This window comes from Ancylobacter defluvii, from assembly GCF_018390605.1.
Classification (GTDB): domain Bacteria; phylum Pseudomonadota; class Alphaproteobacteria; order Rhizobiales; family Xanthobacteraceae; genus Ancylobacter; species Ancylobacter defluvii.
The window spans coordinates 293,678-312,011 of the sequence record NZ_JAHBGD010000002.1; the positions used below are offsets into that span (position 1 = coordinate 293,678).

An 18,334-nucleotide genomic window follows, 5' to 3' on the forward strand; every position below is an offset into this window, starting at 1 on the left:
GTGGAGACGTTGAAAGCGCGATCCACCGGTCTGCCGTGCAGCTAATCGGAACCGTGTGCCCCGAGGGAGGCATCGCCCGAGCCCGACCAGGGTGAGGATCAACTTGTTCGGGAAGCTGGAGACGCGAAGTACCTGAGAAATGGCACGAGGCTGAAAGAGCGCATTACGCCATTATTTCATTTTCATCCGATCGCGCGTCAAACCGCACGACCGACTGAAAATCTGAAACACCTCCAGAACGCGTCGATTGCAATCTCCGTTTCCGCGCCGCGTTTCCGGCCTGCGGTCAGCCTTGCGCTGTCACTCATCTAGTTGAAGCGGGGCGACCGACCTTTGGCCACACGGATCATGATAGTCGGCAATGGGGCTGTCGATCGACGCCTCGCCTCCCACATCGACGCGCACGACCTCGTCATTCGCTTCAATCTGTGCGGCTCGTTCGCTCAAGCTCCGTCGCGAACCGATGTGATCGCGGTCTGCAATACTGGCCGCCCGGCGCGGGAAATGCTGGGAAGCGCCGCGTGGCACCGCCATCCCGCAGTGAGGGACGCGCCGGAGATCTGGTGCGTGCGCCCTGCCCGCCTGTTCGCAGCAGAACGAGCCCGGATCGTGCGCGACCATCCGGAACTCGATGACCTATGCGACGACTACACCGGCTCGTTCGTGACGCTCTGCGACAACACGGGCAGGCGTTGTCTTGTCATCGATGAAACAACACATCGCCGCGCCGCCATCTCCTTGTCGACCTACGCGCCACAGCCCTATGTGACTCCGAGCAGTGGACTGATCGTCGTCGAGCATGTGCTGCGCGAATGGCCGCAAGCGGATATCTGCCTTGCCGGCTTCGATCACGCAGGCTGGGCCGGACATCCTTTCGCGGCCGAGCACCGGCTGATTGACGCCTATGTCCGCCGCGGCCTCGTCATGCGTCTCGAACGGCACGTCTGACGCCCTGCGCCGCCTCGCCAACTCGATCATGCCGAGCATTATCGTTGTCATGATCTTTGTGCGGCGTGACACCCCGGCGAAATTCCCAGCCTCCATGCTGACAACATCGACGGAATGGAGGGTTTCATGAATTTTAAAGAAGTAATTTTCCTTAAGATCAGTAGTGAGCGATCGAAAAGCGGCACCCCGAAACTCGTGCCGATCCGCTTTCGTGCAGATGGATCGGGCATGGTCGACTACGGCAAGCTGTTCGGAAGCCAGTGCTATTATCCTCCATTGCCCCGGCATCATCGGAGTCTGGAGTTGGGGCATCTGGAGAACACCCGACCGGGCGCCCTCTGTCCACGCCCGACGGCCTTATCGATCTGGTCATATATTGCCGAGACGCTAGAGCTTTCCGCCTCCCTGCTTTACGCGCATGAGTTTGCTGCGTCCCAGGTACAGTCGACGCCGCAGGCATACCGCACCGCCATGGCATCGGCGCGGCGAAGGGTTCTTCTCCCCTGGCTCAAGGCCCGCTGGCGTGCCCTGCATAGAGAGCTCTCCATCCGACACACGATTCGTATTCTGGAGGCGTTGGATCCTGCCTGTTTGAAAGATATCGGGATCGAGAACAGCGACATGATTGCGACGAAGGTTCGTTCGCAGTGGCTGCCAGAGCATTTCTGACGGCACCATCAGTCGGCGGGCGAGCGCGATAAAGCCGACTACATCACGATACATTTCCTCTCCTCTTCCGACACATGCCGCAGACAAGCATGTCTCATTTATTGATCGATGCCTGTCCGGCGCTCTCCACTGCCGGCCGCGCCGCCCGAGAGCCGAACCGTGAAACATCTTCTCGTTGTTGATGACGATACCCAGCTTCGCAGTCTGCTGATCGACTATCTGTCCCAGCATGCCTTCCGGGTCACCGGCGTGAAGGACAGCCGCCAGCTCTCGCAAGTGCTGGCGACTGATGAGGTCGATCTCGTTGTGGTCGATCTCAATCTCGGCCATGAGGACGGGCTGGAGATCGTCCGCACGCTGTCGTCGAAGTCGGATACTCCGATCATCGTCATCAGTGGCGATCGGTTGGACGAGACCGACAAGGTGGTCGGGCTCGAACTCGGCGCGTCGGACTATGTGACCAAGCCGTTCGGATTGCGCGAATTTCTGGCGCGCATTCGCGCCGCCCTGCGCATCAAGCCCATCTCCACCGAGCATAATGATCGCAAGATCTACTCGTTCAACGGATGGACGCTGAACGTCAAGCGGCGGCAGCTCGTCTTCGAGGGATCGGAGGAAAGCAAGCTGACGGCGGCGGAATTCAATCTTCTGGTCGCCTTCCTGCGGTCCCCGCGCCAAGTGCTGTCACGCGAGCAACTGCTCGCCGCCAGTCGCGTGCATGCCGAGGAAATCTACGACCGCAGCATCGACGTGCTGATCCTGCGGCTGAGGCGGAAGATCGAGATCGACGCCTCGGAGCCGAAGCTGATCCTGACCGAGCGCGGAGCGGGATACATGTTCAACGCCGACGTCAGCGTCGAGGAGCGTCGACGCGGGAAGCCATGAGGCAAGAGCGCATCACGGTGTCGGGATCTGGCCAATTTATTATTGACTGATCGTTCCACAAAAAGTATCTATTGACCATGGCCAGACCGAGAGAATTCGACAAGGAGCAGGCACTGGATGCGGCGATCGCCGTGTTCCGCGAACGCGGCTTTGAAGGCAGCTCGGCCAGCATGCTGACCGGGGCGATGAAGATCGGCCGCCAGAGCCTGTATGACACCTTCGGTGACAAATGGCGGCTCTATTGTGCCTCGGTGCATCGCTACGCCGAGGCCGAGACGCGTGCCCATCTTGCCGCCCTACGCAGCGGACCGAGGGCCGTTGACGGTCTCAAATCCATGATGGAGCGGGTGGTTGCGGAAGCACGGCAGGCCTGCCTGGGGATCGGCTCGGTCTGCGAGTTCGGCCGGCGCAGCGGGGAGCTATCGGCAATCCATGATGCCGCCGCCGCCACTCTCCAGACCGCGATCGCCCGGCGGGTGAGCGAAGCGCAGGCAGAGGGCGACGTTTCGCCGGATCTCGATCCGCTGGAGACGACCGGCTTCCTGCTTTCCAACATCGCCGCCATTCGCCTCGCCGCGCGCGGCGGGGCCGATGATGCCCATCTGGCCGGGCTTGGCCGGCTCGCTTTGCGTGCCCTGCGCTGAGACTCATTTTTTTGCCGAATTATGGAACAAACAGTCAATAATGGAAAAGACGACATGAGAGCTATCGTCATGACCCGCGCCGGCGAACCCGAAGTTCTGCAGGCGGTAGAGCAACCCGAACCCGCGCCGGCCGCCGGGCACGTGCTGGTGGACGTCGCCGCCGCCGGGGTGAACTTCATGGACACCGGCGTGCGCCGGGGTCTTGCCTGGGCACCTCAGCCCAATCCCAAGGTGCTCGGCGTCGAAGGTGCGGGGCGGGTTGTTGCCGTCGGCGATGGCGTCAGCCAGTTCCAGCCGGGCGACCGGGTGGCCTGGGTCTATGCGCCCGGCAGCTATGCGGAACGCATCGCCATCCCTCAGGATTCACTGGTCGCGGTGCCGGACGCCATCGACGATCGCACTGCCGCTGCCGTCATGATGCAAGGGCTGACCGCCAGTCATTTCGCGACCGATTTCTATCCCGTGCAGCCCGGTGACGTAGCACTCGTGCATGCGGCGGCTGGCGGGCTGGGCCTGCTGCTCACCCAGATCATCAAGCTGCGCGGCGGCCGCGTCATTGGCCGGGTCTCCTCCGCCGACAAGGTCGCGGTGGCTCGTGAGGCCGGAGCCGATCATGTCATCGTCGATGCCGATGGCTATTTCGCCGACGAGGCCATCCGCCTCTCCGGCGGCGAAGGGGTGCATGTCGTCTATGACGGCTCGGGCCCCAAGACCTTCAGCGGCTCGCTCGAGGCCCTGCGCCGGAGCGGCACCTTTTGCTGGTACGGCCCGGTGTTGGGCGGCCCGGGGCCACTCGACATTATGAGCCTGCCGAAGAGCATCAAGATCGGCTACGCGATCTTCTTCGACCACATCCATACTCCCGAATTTCTGCGCGCCCGCGCTGGGCGACTCTTCGAGTGGATCGCCACCGGAGCGCTGAAAGTGAGGATCGGCGGAACCTATCCACTCGCCGACGCCGAGCAGGCGCATCGGGACATGGAGAGCCGGACAACCACCGGCAAGCTGCTGCTGCTTCCCTGAGCTATTCCCAACCGAATCCAGATCGGAATGCTACGATGAACGAAGCCCTTCCCCGAGGCGGCGATGCCGCCCTCGTCTTCGGCGGATCCCGCGGCATCGGCGCCGCCATCGCCGCGCGTCTGGCACGTGACGGCTACCGCGTTGCCCTGACCTATGTCTCACGTCCCGACAAGGCCGGAGAAGTGGTTGCCGCGATCGAGGCGCAGGGCGGCACGGCAATGGCAATCCGCGCCGACAGCGCCGATCCCGACGCGATTCGAGCCGCCGTCCGGCAGACCGTCGAGCGGTTCGGGCCGCTTCGCGTCGCGGTGGTCGCTGCCGGCGTCCTGCGCCTCGGACCAGTCGAGGCCGTCAGCCTGGAGGACCTCGATCTCACGCTCGACGTGAACATCCGTGGCGTTTTCCTCGCCGTGCAGGCAGCGGCAGCGCAGATGCAGAACGGCGGACGCATCATCACCATCGGCAGCAATGTCGCGCTCCGCACCGGCTCAGCGGGCGGCAGCGTCTATACTATGAGCAAGGCGGCGGTGGCGGCACTGGCGAAGGGCGTGGCTCTCGATCTGGCACCGCGCGGCATCACGGTGAACAACATCCAGCCCGGACCGACCGAGACCGACATGACGGCGTCCATGGCCGCTCAGCTTAAGGAGGTCGTCCCGCTCCGGCGCATCGCGCAACCTGAGGAGATCGCCGCGCTCGCTTCCTATCTCGCCGGCCCGGAGGCGGGTTACATGACCGGCGCCAGCCTGACCATCGACGGCGGCTACGTGCTGTGAGAAGACGCGGCGAACAGCGTCCAGCGCTCGATCCAACCCGGAAAAGTCGCGGCGGCTCCCGCCGTCAGCCGAACCTCACCTCGGCTCGCAGGCCTCCCTGCGGCCGATTGCCGAGGGTCAACGTTCCGCCGATCGCCAGCGCCAGCTGGTGGGCAATGGCCAGCCCAAGGCCGGTGCCGCCGGTATCGCGATTGCGGGACTGTTCGAGCCGGTAGAATGGCTGAAGAACCGCCTCCAGCTGATCCGGCGGAATGCCGGGGCCCTCGTCCAATACCGCGATGGCGATGCCGCCCTCCGCGGTCCGCCGCACTTCGATCTCCGCCGCGCCGGCGAATTTCAGCGCGTTGTCGACGAGGTTGGTAAGGATGCGTCGCAAGGCATGCGGCCGCGTCGTCACCACGGTATCGGCGAGGCCGGCGCAGCGCACCGACTTCCCTGTGTCCTGATAGTCGAAAGCCAGACTCTCGACGAAGGAGCCGATATCGATCCGAGCCGGCTTCTCGGCATCGCCATGGGCGCTGCGTGCATAGGCGACGCCTTCGCGCACCAGTAGCTCGATCTCGGAGAGGTCGGCGATCAGCTTGTCCTTCTCCGGGCTTTCCTCGGCCATCTCCGCCCGCAGCTTCATGCGGGTGATCGGTGTCTGAAGATCGTGCGAGATGGCGGCGAGGATCTGCACCCGCTCCTCCAGATAGTGAGCGATCCGGTCGCGCATGGCGTTGAAGGCGCGTGCGGCATAGGCCACTTCCGTCGGGCCGCCTTCGGCAAGCCGGCTGGCTTTCCCGCTCGGATCCAGCGCTTCCGCCGCATTGGCAAAACGCAGCAAGGGCCGGATGGCAAGGCGAACGGCGAGCCAGGTGAACAGCAGCAGCAACAGAAGCTGGGCGGCAAGCACATAAGGCAGCCAGCTCGCCAGCGGCATCAATTGCGGCAGGATGTCGATCGTCACCTGCGATCCGTCGCTCAGGGTGACATGCGCCTGAAGATGCTCGCGTTCGCCGGGAATGTTGTCGACGCGGACCGGAAAGCGGCTCCCCACCGCGGCGTTGATGGTGTCCGCGATCTCGGTGGCGCGGGCGCTGAGCTCCGGCCGGCCGGGCAGACCGGGGCCGAGCTCGTAGCGATAGTTCCGCCGCGCGAGCATCGGCAACCATTGCGCACGCTCCGCCTCCGGCAGGCGATCGAGCAGGGCGATCGAGGTCGCGACGTCATATTCCAGAGTCGTCAGCATCGTCGCCTTGGCGCTCATGGTGCGCTCGGCGAACAGCACGGCGAAAGACAGCACATGCGCCGCCGCCAGGCCGGCATACAGGATCAGAAACAGCCGCCAGCGCAGCGTGCGCGGCAGGTGCAGCAGCGCGCGCAGGCGGTGCAGCCAGCTCATTGCCGCGCCGTGGTTATCTCGACCGGCATGGCCAGCACATAGCCCTCGCTGCGCACGGTCTTGATATAGCCCGGCTCGCGGGCATCGTCCCGCAGGCGCTGGCGCACCCGGCTGACCAAAAGGTCGATGGAGCGCTCGAACAGTTCTGCCTCCCGCCCCTGCGTGAGGTTGAGCAACTGGTCGCGCGACAGCACCCGCTGGGGGTGGTCGAGAAACACCCGCAGCAGCCGATACTCGGCGCCGCTCAGTGCCACCACGGTGCCTTCCTTGTCGAGCAGATGGCGGGCGGTGGTGTCGAGTTGCCAGTCGCCGAAGGTGAGCAGTTGTCCAACTTCGGTCACGGTCAGGTTCGGCGGCAGCATCCGCGTGCGACGAAGCACGGCCTTGATGCGGGCGAGCAGCTCACGCGCGGCAAAGGGCTTGGCGAGATAGTCGTCGGCACCCATTTCGAGGCCAACGATGCGGTCGGTTTCGTCGGTGCGGGCGGTGAGCATCAGCACCGGAGTGGCCTTGTGCCTGCCGGCGCGCAGTTCCCGGCAGAGCACCAGCCCGTCATCCCCCGGCATCATGACATCGAGCACGACGAGATCGACACGGTCGGCCTCGAGGAAGCTCCGCATCTGCCGCCCATCCGCCGCGACGGTGACGCGCAGGCCGTTCTTCTTCAGATAACCGGAGACCAGATCCCTGATCTCGCGGTCGTCGTCGACGATCAATATGTGGTCTATATGGTCCATCGCGATCCGCCGGATTGTTTCGCACCGTTATAGCGAGACGCATGACGGCGAGCGCTTGCCGATTTGTACCCCAATGTATCAGGCGCGCTTGCCGATACGCAGCCCGACAGGATGACCGGGTGCCAACGTCGGATGCTGGCGGATGACAGAGCCTGCCTCGCTGAATCGCCCCTACACACCGATACATTTCCTGCCGGCCGCAACACATCGCAGATACGTCGCGCCTCTCAGATGCCCGGCATTCCAACCGGCTAACGCCTCCCCGGCGCTGGCCGTGTTCGAGAGGATCGGCCATGACCCTGCTCATCGTTTCCTATCTCGCGGGTGTGCTGACCATCGTCAGCCCCTGCATCCTGCCCGTCCTGCCTTTCATATTTGCACGCGTGGGCACGCCCTTCCTGCGTGGTGTGCTGCCGATGCTGATCGGCATGGCGGCGACCTTCGCAGCGATCGCCACGCTCGCCTATGTCGGTGGCAGCTGGGCGATCCAGGCCAATGAGATCGGCCGCGCCGCGGCGGTGGCGCTGCTGGCACTGTTCGGCCTGACGCTGATCTCGCCGGCGGTGGCGGCCATCGTCTCGGCTCCGCTCGTCGGGCTCGGTGACCGATTGTCGCGGAAGGTGCCGGCAGATGGAGCGGGCGTCGGCGCTTCGCTGCTGCTGGGCGCCGCGACCGGCCTGCTGTGGACGCCCTGCGCCGGACCGATCCTTGGGCTGATCCTCACCGGCGCCGCGCTAAAGGGGGCGAACCTCGAAACCACGCTGCTGCTGGCCGCCTACGCCATGGGCGCCGCCACCTCGCTCGCTCTCGCCGTGCTGGCGGGCGGGCGCGTACTGGCGGCGATGAAGCGCGCACTCGGCACCGGCGAACACATCCGGCGGGCATTGGGCGTTGCGGTGCTGGCCGGCGTGGCCATCATCGCCCTCGGCCTCGATACCGGCGCGCTGGCGCGATTGTCCTATGCCAGCACGGCCGGGATCGAGCAGGCATTGCTCGACGGTTTCAGCACCTCGCCTTCCCGCGACACCACCCGCCTCGCCAGCAGCGACACCAATGCCCCGGCGGGGGCGCCTCTGGCCTATCGCAGCTCCCTGCCGGTCGAGGGAGAGCTACCGCCGCTCGACGGCGCCGTGGCATGGCTGAACTCCGAGCCGCTAACTGCGGCGACCCTGCGCGGCAAGGTGGTGCTGATCGATTTCTGGACCTATTCCTGCGTCAACTGCATCCGCACCCTGCCCTACATCCGGGCCTGGGCCGAGAAGTACAAGGATCAGGGACTGGTCGTCATCGGCGTGCATTCGCCGGAATTCGCCTTCGAGAAGCAGCTCGACAATGTGAAGGCGGCCGTCCGGGACTTCGACATTTCCTACCCGGTGGCAGTGGATAGCAACCATCGGATCTGGAACGCCTTCCGCAACTTATATTGGCCGGCGCTCTACTTTGTCGACAGCGAAGGCCGCATCCGGCACCACCAGTTCGGCGAGGGCGGCTATGCACGCTCGGAGCGTGTGATCCAGGACCTGCTGGCCGAGGCCGCGGGCAATCGCCGCGCCGATGGCGGGCTGGTGTCCCCGCAGGCTCCCGGCGCCCAGGCGGCGCCGGATCTTGCCCGGCTTCGCTCGCGCGAGACCTATCTCGGCTATGCACAGGCTACCGGCTTCGTCTCGCCGGAAAAGGTCGGCGCGAACCAACCTCGCGACTACACGCCGGGAACGCCGCGCCTCGATCAATGGGGGCTCTCCGGCAACTGGACCGTGGGCGCCGAGCGCGCAACGCTGAATGCGCCGGGTGGTGGCATCACACTCCGCTTCAGCGCGCGCGACCTGCACCTCGTGCTCGGCCCCGGCACCGACGGCCGCCCGGTTCGCTTCCGCGTGAGCCTTGACGGCGAACCGCCGGGGGCGGACCACGGTACCGATATCGCGGCGGACGGCACCGGCACCGTCTCGGAAACGCGGCTCTACCAGCTGGTCCGCCAAACGAGCGAGGTGCGCGAGCGCCGCTTCGAGATCCGCTTCCTCGACCCCGGCGTCGATACCTATGCCTTCACCTTCGGCTAGGTAGGGGTCTCACTCAACCCATTGAGTGATCAAGGCGACGAGGACTATAGCTGCGAGGAAGTTGACGGCGAGCCTGTCGTATCGTGTTGCAATGCGTCGCCAGTTCTTGAGCCTGCCGAACATGCGTTCGATGAGGTTGCGACGGCGTTAGGCTGCGCGGTTGAGCCGGTAGGCGCGCGAGCACCTCGATGTCGTTCTTCAACCACGGCTCTATCAGCGCATCCGGGATGGCGAAGGACCTTTGCGCCAGCGGCCGCGGACGTCGCCTGCCTTCGGAGCCCCGGTGCGACCACCGCCAGCCTCGTAGGGTAGCCGACCGACGCGCGGGATGATGCATCGATCCGCAATCTGGGAGGCCTGTCCCATAAGTTCGTCATCGGACATGTCTTAGCGGGACGACACCATGGCGTGGATGGCACGCTCCAACACGTCATCGCTGCCCTTGGCTATCATGGTATCGGTGGAGATCGTCCGTGCCTCCTTCTCGCGAGCCCTTAACTCGGTTCGAAACTCGCGGATCGAACCCTTCCAGCCGGCGGCTTCGGTCTCGATCTTGCTGTAAAGCTTAGAGGTGTCCCCCATAAAATATCGCCAACAAATTGAAATATATTACATTTTTATGAATTAAAGTACTCCGGCTCTACTTGTGGCCCTAGCGATAGTTGAGCGCGTAGAAGACGGGCGAGCGGCACCGCCCTCCCCTCGCCGGCCGAGACCGGCTCACGCCGCCTCCCACACCTGATTGAGGATCCGCGCGGCGAGTGCCGCCTTGTCCTGAGGCAGGAAACGCCCGTAGTGCTTCGCCAAAATATTGGGCATGCCGATTTGGCTTCGTTACGGGTGACTGGTGGTTCGGCCAGCTATGTGGCAGGGCGCAAGCCCTCGGCAATGTCAGCCGAAAGATGTTGTTTATAGGAGCGGATGCCTGTCTCGAGATCGGTTCGAGGCTGCCAATCAAGCGACAGGGCCGCACGGGTGAGCGAAAGCGGGCCGAGAAACTCGTCGTCGGTGCAGGCACGTCGGCGAGCAAGATCCGAGCCGCGGGCTGCACCGCACCGACGAGCCCCGCCACCTCGTCGAGCGTTCGCCATGAGCCGTCCGACAGGTTGATGGCATGCCCGACGGCGGCAGGCGCGGATATGGAAGACAGCACAGCTTCGGCGACATCGTCCACATGGACGAACTGGCGTGGAAAGCCCCGCCCATAGCCGAGTCGCGTCGGCCGGCCCTGCAGCGCGTTGTCGATCATGGTGCGGATCATGCAGGCCGTGCGTCGGCGCGGTCCGCAAACCCAGCACGGCCGAAGGATGACCACTTCGACACCATGCTCGGCGGCATAGGCCCGCGCCGCGCATTCACCGGCGATCTTGGATGCGCCGTAGGTGCCGATCGCTCGAAGCGGTGTCGCTTCGTCGACAATGACATGTTCCGTGCGTCCATAGACCGATGGGCTCGACAGCAGCACTACGCGCCGCACGCCAATACGCCGCGGGCTTCAAACAGGTCGAGCGTGCCGCCGGCATTCACGCGGAAGACCTCGTGCAGAATCCCCTGCGCCAGCATCGACCTGAATATTCCGGCCGCGTGCACGATGGTGCCGATGCCATGCTCGGCCAGAACGTTCGATAATTTGTCGACGCCATTCACCGTCAACGGCAGTGCCTCGAACAACGCGTCGCTCGGACGCGTCTCGTTGCGGTCGGTGGCAACGACCGGCCAACCGGCGCGGCACAGCGACAGCACGGCGGCATGTCCGATCAGCCCGTAGGCTCCTGTCACCAAGACCGCAGTTTCCGCCATCGAATTGTCCGTGCTCAGAGGAAGACGTCGCCGTTGGGCGAGAGCGTCTGACCGACATAGAAGTCGCCATCGGCAGAGGCCAGTAGCACGGCGGTCGGGGCGATTTCCCGCGCCTGCCCGACGCGACCGATCGGTAGCTGGCCGATCTTCCAGGCCTTTCACTCCGCCGAAAGATCGTCGCCGAGCCGCGTATCCACCATTCCCGGTGCGATGGCATTGACGAGCACGCCGTCCGCCGCCAGCTCGGCGGCGAGCGCCCGTGTCATGCCGATGATGCCGGCCTTGGCGGCGCAATAGTGCACCAGTCCCGGCGCGCCCTTATGCAGCGACCTCCCATCCCATGACCATCAGCACGACGACCGTTAGCCGGACGCCATGCTGTCGTAGGAAAACGGCGATCGTGCTCATGGCGCCTCCGCCCCGTTGCTGCCGGGAAGCCCGAGCTGGCCGATAATGGCCTTGGTGATGGCGACGGCGTGGGGTGAGACGCGCTCATCCTCGCCCCGCGGCCGCGGCCGCGGCCGCGGCAGGTCGCAGGCGATGTCGTCGAGTATGCGCCCATCCGACACGACGAGGATGCGGTCACCAAGCACCAGCGCCTCCTCGATGTCGTGGGTCACGAAGACGATCGTAATGCCGGTGCGGCGCCACAGATCGAGCAGCACGCCCTGCAACGTCGCGCGAGTGACGAAGTCGAGCGCGCCGAACGGTTCGTCCATCATCAGGATGCTGGCGCCGGTCGCGAACACGATGGCGAGCGCCACCCGCTTGCGCATGCCGCCGGAAAGCTCCCGCGGCCAGGAGCCGGACGCCTCGGCGAGGCCAACCGCTTCCATCCCTAAACTCGATGCCGGTCGCCGCCTTCATGACGCCGCGTCTCCAAAGGCGGAGGCCCGCGCCCAGTCCAGTGCGACGAACCGAGCCGCGACGATGACGCCGTCGAGCAGGATGGCGAGCAGGGCGAGCAGCAGCACGATGGCCATGATGCCGGTGAGGTCATAGACCGAGCGTAACGCGATCAGGACGCGCCCGGAGCCGTACTGGCCGCCGAGCATCTCGGTGACGGCGGCGAGCCCCCAAGCCGCCGCGAAAGCGATGCGCAGCCCTCCGAAGATCTCTGGCATCGCGCCCGGCAATCGCACGGAAAAGAAGCGCTGCATCGGCGAGGGCCGAGTGTGGCAGCATAATCCATGAAGGCAGGCGGCAGGTTCCGCACCCCGCGCAGAGCGAAGAGATGCAGCACGGTGGCGGTATAGAGCGTCACCAGCGCGATCTGCGCGAGGCCCGACAATCCGAACCACATCAGGAAGAACGGGGCCATAATGACGATTGGGATTGTGCCGAGCAGCGACATCAACGGATCTAGCGCCTCGGCCACCGTCCGGCTCCCGGCGCTGGCAAGGCCGCTGGCGATGCCGATCAGCGCCCCTGCGCCGCCGCCTATCAGCACATTGGCGGCGGTGAACAGGATATGTGGCAGATATCCGCCCCGTGGCAGGCCGATGCCGGGAAGCCATGCGCTGGAGAACAGGTTGCCGAACGCGTTGGCGACGACAGCATGTGGCGGTGGCAGCAGGCGCGCGCCCATCGCCGCCGAGGCGGCATACCAAGCCCCGACGGCGATCAGTACCCCCCACGATCGTCGCCGGGCATCGGCGTGCCCAGTTTGGGACTGAAATGGCGGAAGAGGTGGGATTCGAACCCACGGTGGGCTTGCACCCACGGCGGTTTTCAAGACCGCTGCCTTAAACCACTCGGCCACCCTTCCGTCTGACAATAGCGGCCACTCGGCTTCTATCGTCGGCGATCATTTTCCAAGACCCGGCACCGGACGTTGATACCGATGATACGGCAACCAATATTGAGGCTGTCGCATCATCCCTCGTGAAGCGAGACCGGTGCGTCGCAAGCGTGATCGCCGGCGAGCCATGCCCCAACCGGCGACGAATAGTCAAGACATCCACATCGGCGCGACGGGCGTTCCCCTATGCCGCAACCTTCCATGCGAGCTGGTCCGGATAGCGCGCCGCGGTTCGGCACGAGCGGATACCATGTCGCCATTGGCTCACCCGCTGCGATCAGCGCTCCGGTACCCGCGCTTCTTGTCAGCCGGGAAACATGACCGACCGTCACCTATCTCTCCAGAAGCGGCTACGGGCGACAGCGTCGGCGAAACGCCGATGATCCGCCGGCGCCACGGAGCCGTCAGGTTCGAAACGACGATCCGCTCCGCGCGCGATACGGGTATTCGCGCCGCACAGCTCGGCAAGGCCGAGCGAGGTCATCTCATGTGTCGCCGGCACCCGCACCGCGCGCCCGCTGGCCGCCGCGAGGAATCGGGCGAAATAATCGCTCTGCGACAGGCCCCCATCGATGGAAATCTCGCTGATAGCCCCGACCTGCGCGGCCGCGGCGTCGATCAGGCCCACTGTGAGCATGGCAATGCCTTCGAGAGCCGCCCGCACCATGTCGCGCTTGTCGGTGGCGGCCTCCATGCCGATGAAGATCGAGGCCGCCTTGCGGTCCCAATAGGGCGCCGCCAGCCCCGACAGCGCCGGCACGAACACCACCCCCCGGCTCAGTGCCGAAGGCCCCGCGAAGCCGTCCAGCTCCTTCGGTTCGGCATAGAGGCCCAGGCTCCGCAGCCATTCCAGGGCCGCTCCGGCGTCATAGACGCCGCCCTCGAGAGCGAACGCCACCCCTTCACCGCGCAATTGCCAGGCGACCGTCGGCAGCAGATCGGCACTGGCCGGTCGCTCCGCCCCCGTGACCGCCAGCAGAAAGGCGCCGGTGCCGAAGGTGATCTTGGCGTCGCCGGGACGGCGGCAGCCATGGCCGTACAGAGCGGCCTGCTGGTCGACGATGGAGACCTGCACCGGCACGCCTTCGATCGCGCCGAAGCCGGCATCCACCGGCCGGATCTCCGGCAGGCATTCCATCGGTACACGGTGCAGCGCGCACAGCGGCTCGCTCCAGCTGCCGCTGGCCAGATCGAGCAGCCCGGTGCGCGAGGCGGTGGCGAGGTCGGTGGCGAAGCTGCCGCACAGCCGGTCGAGAAAGAAGGCATCGGTGGTGCCGAGCCGGAGCCGCCCGGCCGCCCGCGCATCTTCCACCTCCGGCAGGTTCCTGAGGAGCCAGCCGAGCTTGCTCGCCGAGAAATAGGCGTCGAGCGGCAGGCCGCAAATCGCCTTCGAGCGCGCCTCAGCCTCCGCTCCCAGCGCCGCCAGCTCCCCGGCGGTGCGGGCGTCCTGCCAGACGATCACCGGCGACAGCGCCCGGCCGCTCACCGCGTCCCAGGCGAGGCAGCTCTCGCCCTGGTTGGCGATGCCGATAGCGTCCACCGGCCCCGCCGCCGCAAGCACCTCGCGAATGTTGCGGAGCAATTCCTCCGGCTCGTGCTCCACCCATCCGGGCGCCGGATGGTGCTGCGCGTGCCGCCGGCTGGCGACAAGCCGCGCCGCGCCGCCGCTCTCCACGACGAGACAGCGTGTCGAGGTCGTGCCCTGATCGATCGCCGCCACGCGCATCACGTCCGCTCCCGGAAGCGGAAACGCACCCGTTCGGCCGAGAGGGCGGCGGGCGGGAGCGGCACCAATATGCGCCGCTCGGGCATAAAGCTTCGCTCGGTTGCCCACACCTCGCGCCCGTCGAGCTCCAGTGCCAGCCGCCCCCGCGCGCGCCGCTCGAACCGCAGCTGGAAATCATGGAACGCCGGCGTGGCATTGCCGCGACGCCGCAGCAGGCTCGGCACCACCAGCTTCACCGGCGCCTCGAAGGTCACGGCAACCGGCTCGCCCGGCTCGTCATCCCGCGACAGATCTTCGGCGATGGCGGCGCCGACCGCCCTGCCCTCGCGAAAGGCCCAGCCGCCGGTTTCCACGGCGCGCAGCACGTTGCCACCCGCAAACACCCGCGGATCGCCGCTGCGACCGTCCTGGTCGATGGCCGGCCCGGCGCTTCCCGCATCGACGCCCAGAGCCGACTGCCGCATCAGCGCCGCTTCCGGCGTGAAACCGCCGGTGAGCAAGACGCCGTCGCAGGCCAGCGTCTCCACCATGCCGTCGGCGCGCCGGAAGCTCACCTCCTCCACCCGCGCGGCACCGCGAATGTCGAGGATCTGCACTCCACAATGGAAAGATACCCCGACCAGTTTCGGGAACCATCGGAATGCCATCGGCACCAGCGCATATGGGGCCGTCTCCAGCATCGCCACCGGCCTTGCCCGGTGGACGAGGCAGGTCAGCACCGCCGACAGACTCACCAGCTCCGAGCCGATGACTACCGGGCGCCGGAACGGCATTAGCCCATGAAAGGCGACGTAGGATTGCAGCGTGCCAGTGGTGATGACGCCCACCGGCCGGTCGCCGGAAATCAGCCGGGCCGAACGCGGCGTCTCGCGCGCGCCGGTAGCGATCAGGATCCGCCGTGCCGCCATGTCCTCCACGCCACGCGGCGAGGTGACGAGGAGCCGGCCGCCCGCCTCCAGCCGCACCACCGAATGCGCGATCCGCACGTCGACGCCGGCGCGCGCCGCCTCCGCCGCCAGCCGGCGTCCATAGGCGGCGCCGACATACACACGGCCGAATTCCCGCATGCCGAAGGGCGAATGACCGCAATGGCGCGTCGCACCGCCCAGTTCGGGCTCCCGATCAAGCAGCATCACCCGGGAAACCCCGTGCCGGCGCAGTTCCACCGCCGCCGCGACCCCGGCCGGACCGCCGCCGACGACGATCACATCCGCCGCCGCGCTCACGCCTTCTCCTCCTCGACGGCCAGCGGGGTCGAGAGGCGGCCCCTAGTCATCTCGGCGAGGCGGGCATTGCAATAGAACCCCTGGCAGCGGCCCATGCCGGCGCGCGTGCGGCGCCGGAGCCCGCCATAGTCGCCGGGCGGCACGCTGCTGGCGAGCGCCGCCTCGATCTCGCGCCGAGTCACCAGTTCGCAATGGCAGACGATCTCGCCATGGTCGGGCCGCTGCCAGTCGCGCTCGCGCGTCTCGGCAAGGTTGGGCAGCGCGATGTCCGGTTCTGCCACCGGCGCAAATGCCGGCAGCTTGAAGCCGGCATGCAGCTTCATCGCGTACTGCGCCAGCCCGAGCGCCGCCGAGAGGCCCGTCGAGCGGATGCCGCCCAGCGTGATCGCCCGCTGTTCGGGGCGCGAAAAGATGCGATACGCCTTTTGCTCGCTCGCCGGCCGCAGCCCGGCATAGACCGCCGTCACCGGCATGCCGGCAAGCGCCGGCACGATCTCGGCGCCGCGCGCCAGCAGCGCTTGCAGCGTCTCCGTCTCCACCGTGGCGCGTTCGCGATCGTCCTGCTCTTCGGCGGTCGGGCCGATCAATACATTGCCGAAAGCGGTCGGGCACACGACGACGCCCTTGGTGATCTCGGTCGGCACCGGCAGCACGATGCGGGGCACATGGCGGAATGCCGCCTTGTCGAGCACGACGAACTGGCCCTTGCGCGGCCTTATCGTGAATTCCGGTGTAAAGCCGAGCCGCCGGTCGACGATATCGCCAAACAGCCCGGCCGCGTTCACCACGCTCGACGCCCGCACCTTGCCGGCAGAGGTGGCGAGCTGCCACTCTCCCTCGAAGCGGCCGTCGATGAGCTCCGCCTCGCGCAGGAACACCGCGCCGAGCGCCACCGCCTGGGCAAGATAGGCCAGCGGCGCCGACCAGGGGTCGATGATGTGCTCGCCCGATACCTCGACGGCCGCCACCAGCCTGCCGGAGAGCCCCGGCATGGTCGCCCGCGCCTCGGCACCGGACAGCAGGCGCAATTCGTCGATGCCGTTATCCCGCCCTTGCGCGGCGATCGCTTCCAGCTTGTCCGCCTCGAGCGCGTTCCAGGCACAGACCAGCGCGCCGGTCTCCACCAGCGGCAGGCCCAAACGATGGCGGATGGCGAGGTATTCCGCCCGCCCGGCCTTCACCAGCTCCAGCTCAAGGCTACCCGGCGGCGCGTCGAAGCCGGTGTGCAAGATGGCGCTGTTGGCCTTGGAGGCGCCGGACAGCAGATCGCTGCCCTTCTCGATCACCACCACACGTGCGCCTTCCAGCGCGAAACGCCGGGCGACCGCACAGCCCACCACGCCGGCACCGATGATGGCGACGTCGAACAGATCCGGTGATGGCGGGGTTGTTGTGTGGAGCATGGCGCTCCCTTCCTGTCGTCATCCCGCGGCCGGGAACTCCGGCCGCGTCACATCCTGTCGGCCGCACCGGGCGGCGGTCGTCAAAGCCCCACCCCGGATTCCGGGGTGGGGCGCGAGTCTGCCCGAAATCGCTCAGCGATAAGGGTAGCCGGCCTTCTGCATGGTCTCGTCGTATTTCTTGAACGCCTGCACCACCCGTCCGGCACGCGGGCTGGAAGCGGCGATCTCGTCCCAGAAGCCCTTGGAATCGGTCACGACCTTGTTCCAGTCCTCGGCCGGCAGCGCGGTCAGCTCCATCTTCTCGCCTTCCACGCGCAGCTTGGCCTCGCCACCCCAGTACCAGACGTCGCGATAATAATGCGACTGGTCGATGCTCATCAGGAACAGCTCCTTCAGATGCGGCGGCACCTTCGCCCAGCTCGGCGAATTGGCGAAGTAGCTGCCGAACCAGGCGCCGGTGACGGAGTTGGACAGCGCGTAGTTGCACACGTCCGCCCAACCCACCTCATAGGCTTCGGTGAAACCGCACCAGGCGACGCCGTCGAGTTCGCCGGTCTGCAGGGCGACCTCGACATTGTCCCACGGGATCGTCACCGGCACGAGGCCGTAGCGCGAGAGGAACTTGCCGGCGGTCGGCACGCCGAACACCCGCAGGCCGTTCATGTCCGCGAGGCTCTTGATCGGCTTGTTGACGGTGAAGATGTGCAGCGGGTCCCAGGCGCCGGTCGACAGCCAGGTGACGTTGGGAACGTCGGCATAGGCCTCTTCCCAGATCTCCTTGAGGCCGTAATAGCGGAACAGCGCCGGCACATCGAGGCTGTAGCGGGTGGCAAAGGGGAAGTAGCCACCGAACACGGCGATATCGACCGGCGAGGCCATGGTCGCTTCGTCCGACTGCACCGCATCGAGCGTGCCGGCCTGCAGCGCACGGAACAGGTCGGCGGTTGGCACCAGCTGGTCGGCGTAATAGAGCTCGATCACCATCTCGCCATTGGCCGCCGCATTGAACGCGTCGATCTGCGGCTTGATGACATGGGCGCCGAGCGGCGCCCCGGAATAGGTCTGCAGACGCCATTTGATCGGGCCGGTCTGGGCATTCACGTAAGGCGCGGCGACAGTCGAGCTGACGAGCGCGGCGCCCGCACCGAGACCTGCCTTTCCAAGGAAATTCCGGCGCGTGGCAAGGATCTTATCCGAAGGACTCTGCTTCTTTGCGTCGTCAGTCATCTGCTTCTCCTCTGGTTTGATGGTT

Annotated in this window: 19 protein-coding genes, 1 tRNA gene and 2 pseudogenes; 7 read left to right on the plus strand and 15 right to left on the minus strand. The window is 66.1% G+C overall.

Annotated elements, in window-relative coordinates; translation table 11 throughout:
• The first annotated feature begins 348 nt into the window (after positions 1-348).
• The 6 genes from KHC24_RS01360 (at position 349) to KHC24_RS01385 (ending at position 4,945) form a co-directional block, all read left to right on the plus strand.
• Positions 349-948, plus strand: a complete 600-nt coding sequence (locus KHC24_RS01360) for a Urease operon accessory protein (protein ID WP_213358647.1) — start codon at positions 349-351, stop codon at positions 946-948.
• Positions 949-1,074: 126 nt separating this feature from the next.
• Complete coding sequence (locus KHC24_RS01365) at positions 1,075-1,617, plus strand: DUF1127 domain-containing protein (protein WP_213358649.1); 543 nt, start codon at positions 1,075-1,077, stop codon at positions 1,615-1,617.
• A gap of 159 nt (positions 1,618-1,776) precedes the next feature.
• The gene (locus KHC24_RS01370) at positions 1,777-2,502 is read left to right on the plus strand and encodes a response regulator (protein ID WP_271180586.1); all 726 of its coding nucleotides are present in this window, start codon (positions 1,777-1,779) and stop codon (positions 2,500-2,502) included.
• Between the two features lie 77 nt (positions 2,503-2,579).
• Positions 2,580-3,146 (plus strand): TetR/AcrR family transcriptional regulator, encoded by a 567-nt coding sequence (locus KHC24_RS01375; protein WP_213358653.1) that lies wholly within the window; start codon positions 2,580-2,582, stop codon positions 3,144-3,146.
• 54 nt (positions 3,147-3,200) lie between these two features.
• Entirely contained in the window at positions 3,201-4,169 is a 969-nt protein-coding gene (locus KHC24_RS01380; RefSeq protein ID WP_213358656.1) for a quinone oxidoreductase family protein, read from the plus strand.
• 35 nt (positions 4,170-4,204) lie between these two features.
• A complete protein-coding gene (locus KHC24_RS01385; protein WP_213358658.1) occupies positions 4,205-4,945 on the plus strand; it encodes an SDR family oxidoreductase in 741 nt (246 codons plus the stop codon).
• Between the two features lie 64 nt (positions 4,946-5,009).
• On the opposite strand, the gene KHC24_RS01390 is transcribed toward KHC24_RS01385, so the two are convergent.
• Together KHC24_RS01390 and KHC24_RS01395 are read right to left on the minus strand one after the other, a co-directional pair.
• A complete protein-coding gene (locus tag KHC24_RS01390; RefSeq protein WP_213358660.1) occupies positions 5,010-6,329 on the minus strand; it encodes a sensor histidine kinase in 1,320 nt (439 codons plus the stop codon).
• Positions 6,326-7,066, minus strand: a complete 741-nt coding sequence (locus KHC24_RS01395) for a response regulator (protein WP_213358662.1) — start codon at positions 7,064-7,066, stop codon at positions 6,326-6,328. Before KHC24_RS01395 ends, KHC24_RS01390 begins: the two co-directional genes overlap by 4 nt.
• 293 nt (positions 7,067-7,359) lie before the next feature.
• Between KHC24_RS01395 and KHC24_RS01400 the strand changes: the two genes are divergently transcribed.
• Entirely contained in the window at positions 7,360-9,126 is a 1,767-nt protein-coding gene (locus tag KHC24_RS01400; RefSeq protein WP_213358664.1) for a cytochrome c biogenesis protein DipZ, read from the plus strand.
• 9 nt (positions 9,127-9,135) lie between these two features.
• Here KHC24_RS01400 and KHC24_RS01405 read toward each other — a convergent pair.
• From KHC24_RS01405 to KHC24_RS01465, 13 genes and pseudogenes are all read right to left on the minus strand, one after another.
• Positions 9,136-9,273: pseudogene (locus tag KHC24_RS01405) on the minus strand (transposase); the annotation flags it as partial.
• A gap of 240 nt (positions 9,274-9,513) precedes the next feature.
• Positions 9,514-9,708 carry a hypothetical protein gene (locus KHC24_RS01410; protein WP_213358666.1) on the minus strand — a complete coding sequence of 65 codons (195 nt, stop codon included), beginning with the start codon at positions 9,706-9,708 and terminating at the stop codon, positions 9,514-9,516.
• A 580-nt stretch (positions 9,709-10,288) separates the two neighbouring features.
• Positions 10,289-10,603: pseudogene (locus KHC24_RS25350) on the minus strand (NAD-dependent epimerase/dehydratase family protein); the annotation flags it as partial.
• Positions 10,591-10,926, minus strand: a complete 336-nt coding sequence (locus tag KHC24_RS25355; protein ID WP_213358670.1) for an NAD-dependent epimerase/dehydratase family protein — start codon at positions 10,924-10,926, stop codon at positions 10,591-10,593. The pseudogene KHC24_RS25350 and the gene KHC24_RS25355, both read right to left, overlap by 13 nt.
• 158 nt (positions 10,927-11,084) lie before the next feature.
• Entirely contained in the window at positions 11,085-11,252 is a 168-nt protein-coding gene (locus tag KHC24_RS25360; RefSeq protein WP_271180594.1) for an SDR family NAD(P)-dependent oxidoreductase, read from the minus strand.
• 78 nt (positions 11,253-11,330) lie between these two features.
• Entirely contained in the window at positions 11,331-11,762 is a 432-nt protein-coding gene (locus KHC24_RS01430; RefSeq protein WP_213358672.1) for an ATP-binding cassette domain-containing protein, read from the minus strand.
• 27 nt (positions 11,763-11,789) lie between these two features.
• The gene (locus KHC24_RS25365; protein WP_271180587.1) at positions 11,790-12,050 is read right to left on the minus strand and encodes an ABC transporter permease subunit; all 261 of its coding nucleotides are present in this window, start codon (positions 12,048-12,050) and stop codon (positions 11,790-11,792) included.
• Complete coding sequence (locus KHC24_RS01440) at positions 11,945-12,514, minus strand: ABC transporter permease subunit (protein ID WP_213358676.1); 570 nt, start codon at positions 12,512-12,514, stop codon at positions 11,945-11,947. Before KHC24_RS01440 ends, KHC24_RS25365 begins: the two co-directional genes overlap by 106 nt.
• A gap of 90 nt (positions 12,515-12,604) precedes the next feature.
• Positions 12,605-12,694 (minus strand) — tRNA-Ser (locus KHC24_RS01445).
• Positions 12,695-13,055: 361 nt separating this feature from the next.
• Entirely contained in the window at positions 13,056-14,453 is a 1,398-nt protein-coding gene (locus KHC24_RS01450) for an FGGY family carbohydrate kinase (RefSeq protein WP_213358678.1), read from the minus strand.
• Positions 14,453-15,679, minus strand: coding sequence for an NAD(P)/FAD-dependent oxidoreductase (locus KHC24_RS01455; protein WP_213358680.1), 1,227 nt, complete (start codon positions 15,677-15,679; stop codon positions 14,453-14,455). The genes KHC24_RS01450 and KHC24_RS01455 overlap by 1 nt, the downstream gene beginning before the upstream one ends.
• Positions 15,676-17,082, minus strand: coding sequence for an NAD(P)/FAD-dependent oxidoreductase (locus KHC24_RS01460; protein WP_213358682.1), 1,407 nt, complete (start codon positions 17,080-17,082; stop codon positions 15,676-15,678). The genes KHC24_RS01455 and KHC24_RS01460 overlap by 4 nt, the downstream gene beginning before the upstream one ends.
• 132 nt (positions 17,083-17,214) lie before the next feature.
• On the minus strand, positions 17,215-18,309 hold the full coding sequence (locus KHC24_RS01465) for a twin-arginine translocation signal domain-containing protein (protein WP_213358684.1): 1,095 nt from the start codon (positions 18,307-18,309) through the stop codon (positions 17,215-17,217).
• Between the last annotated feature and the right edge of the window lie 25 nt (positions 18,310-18,334).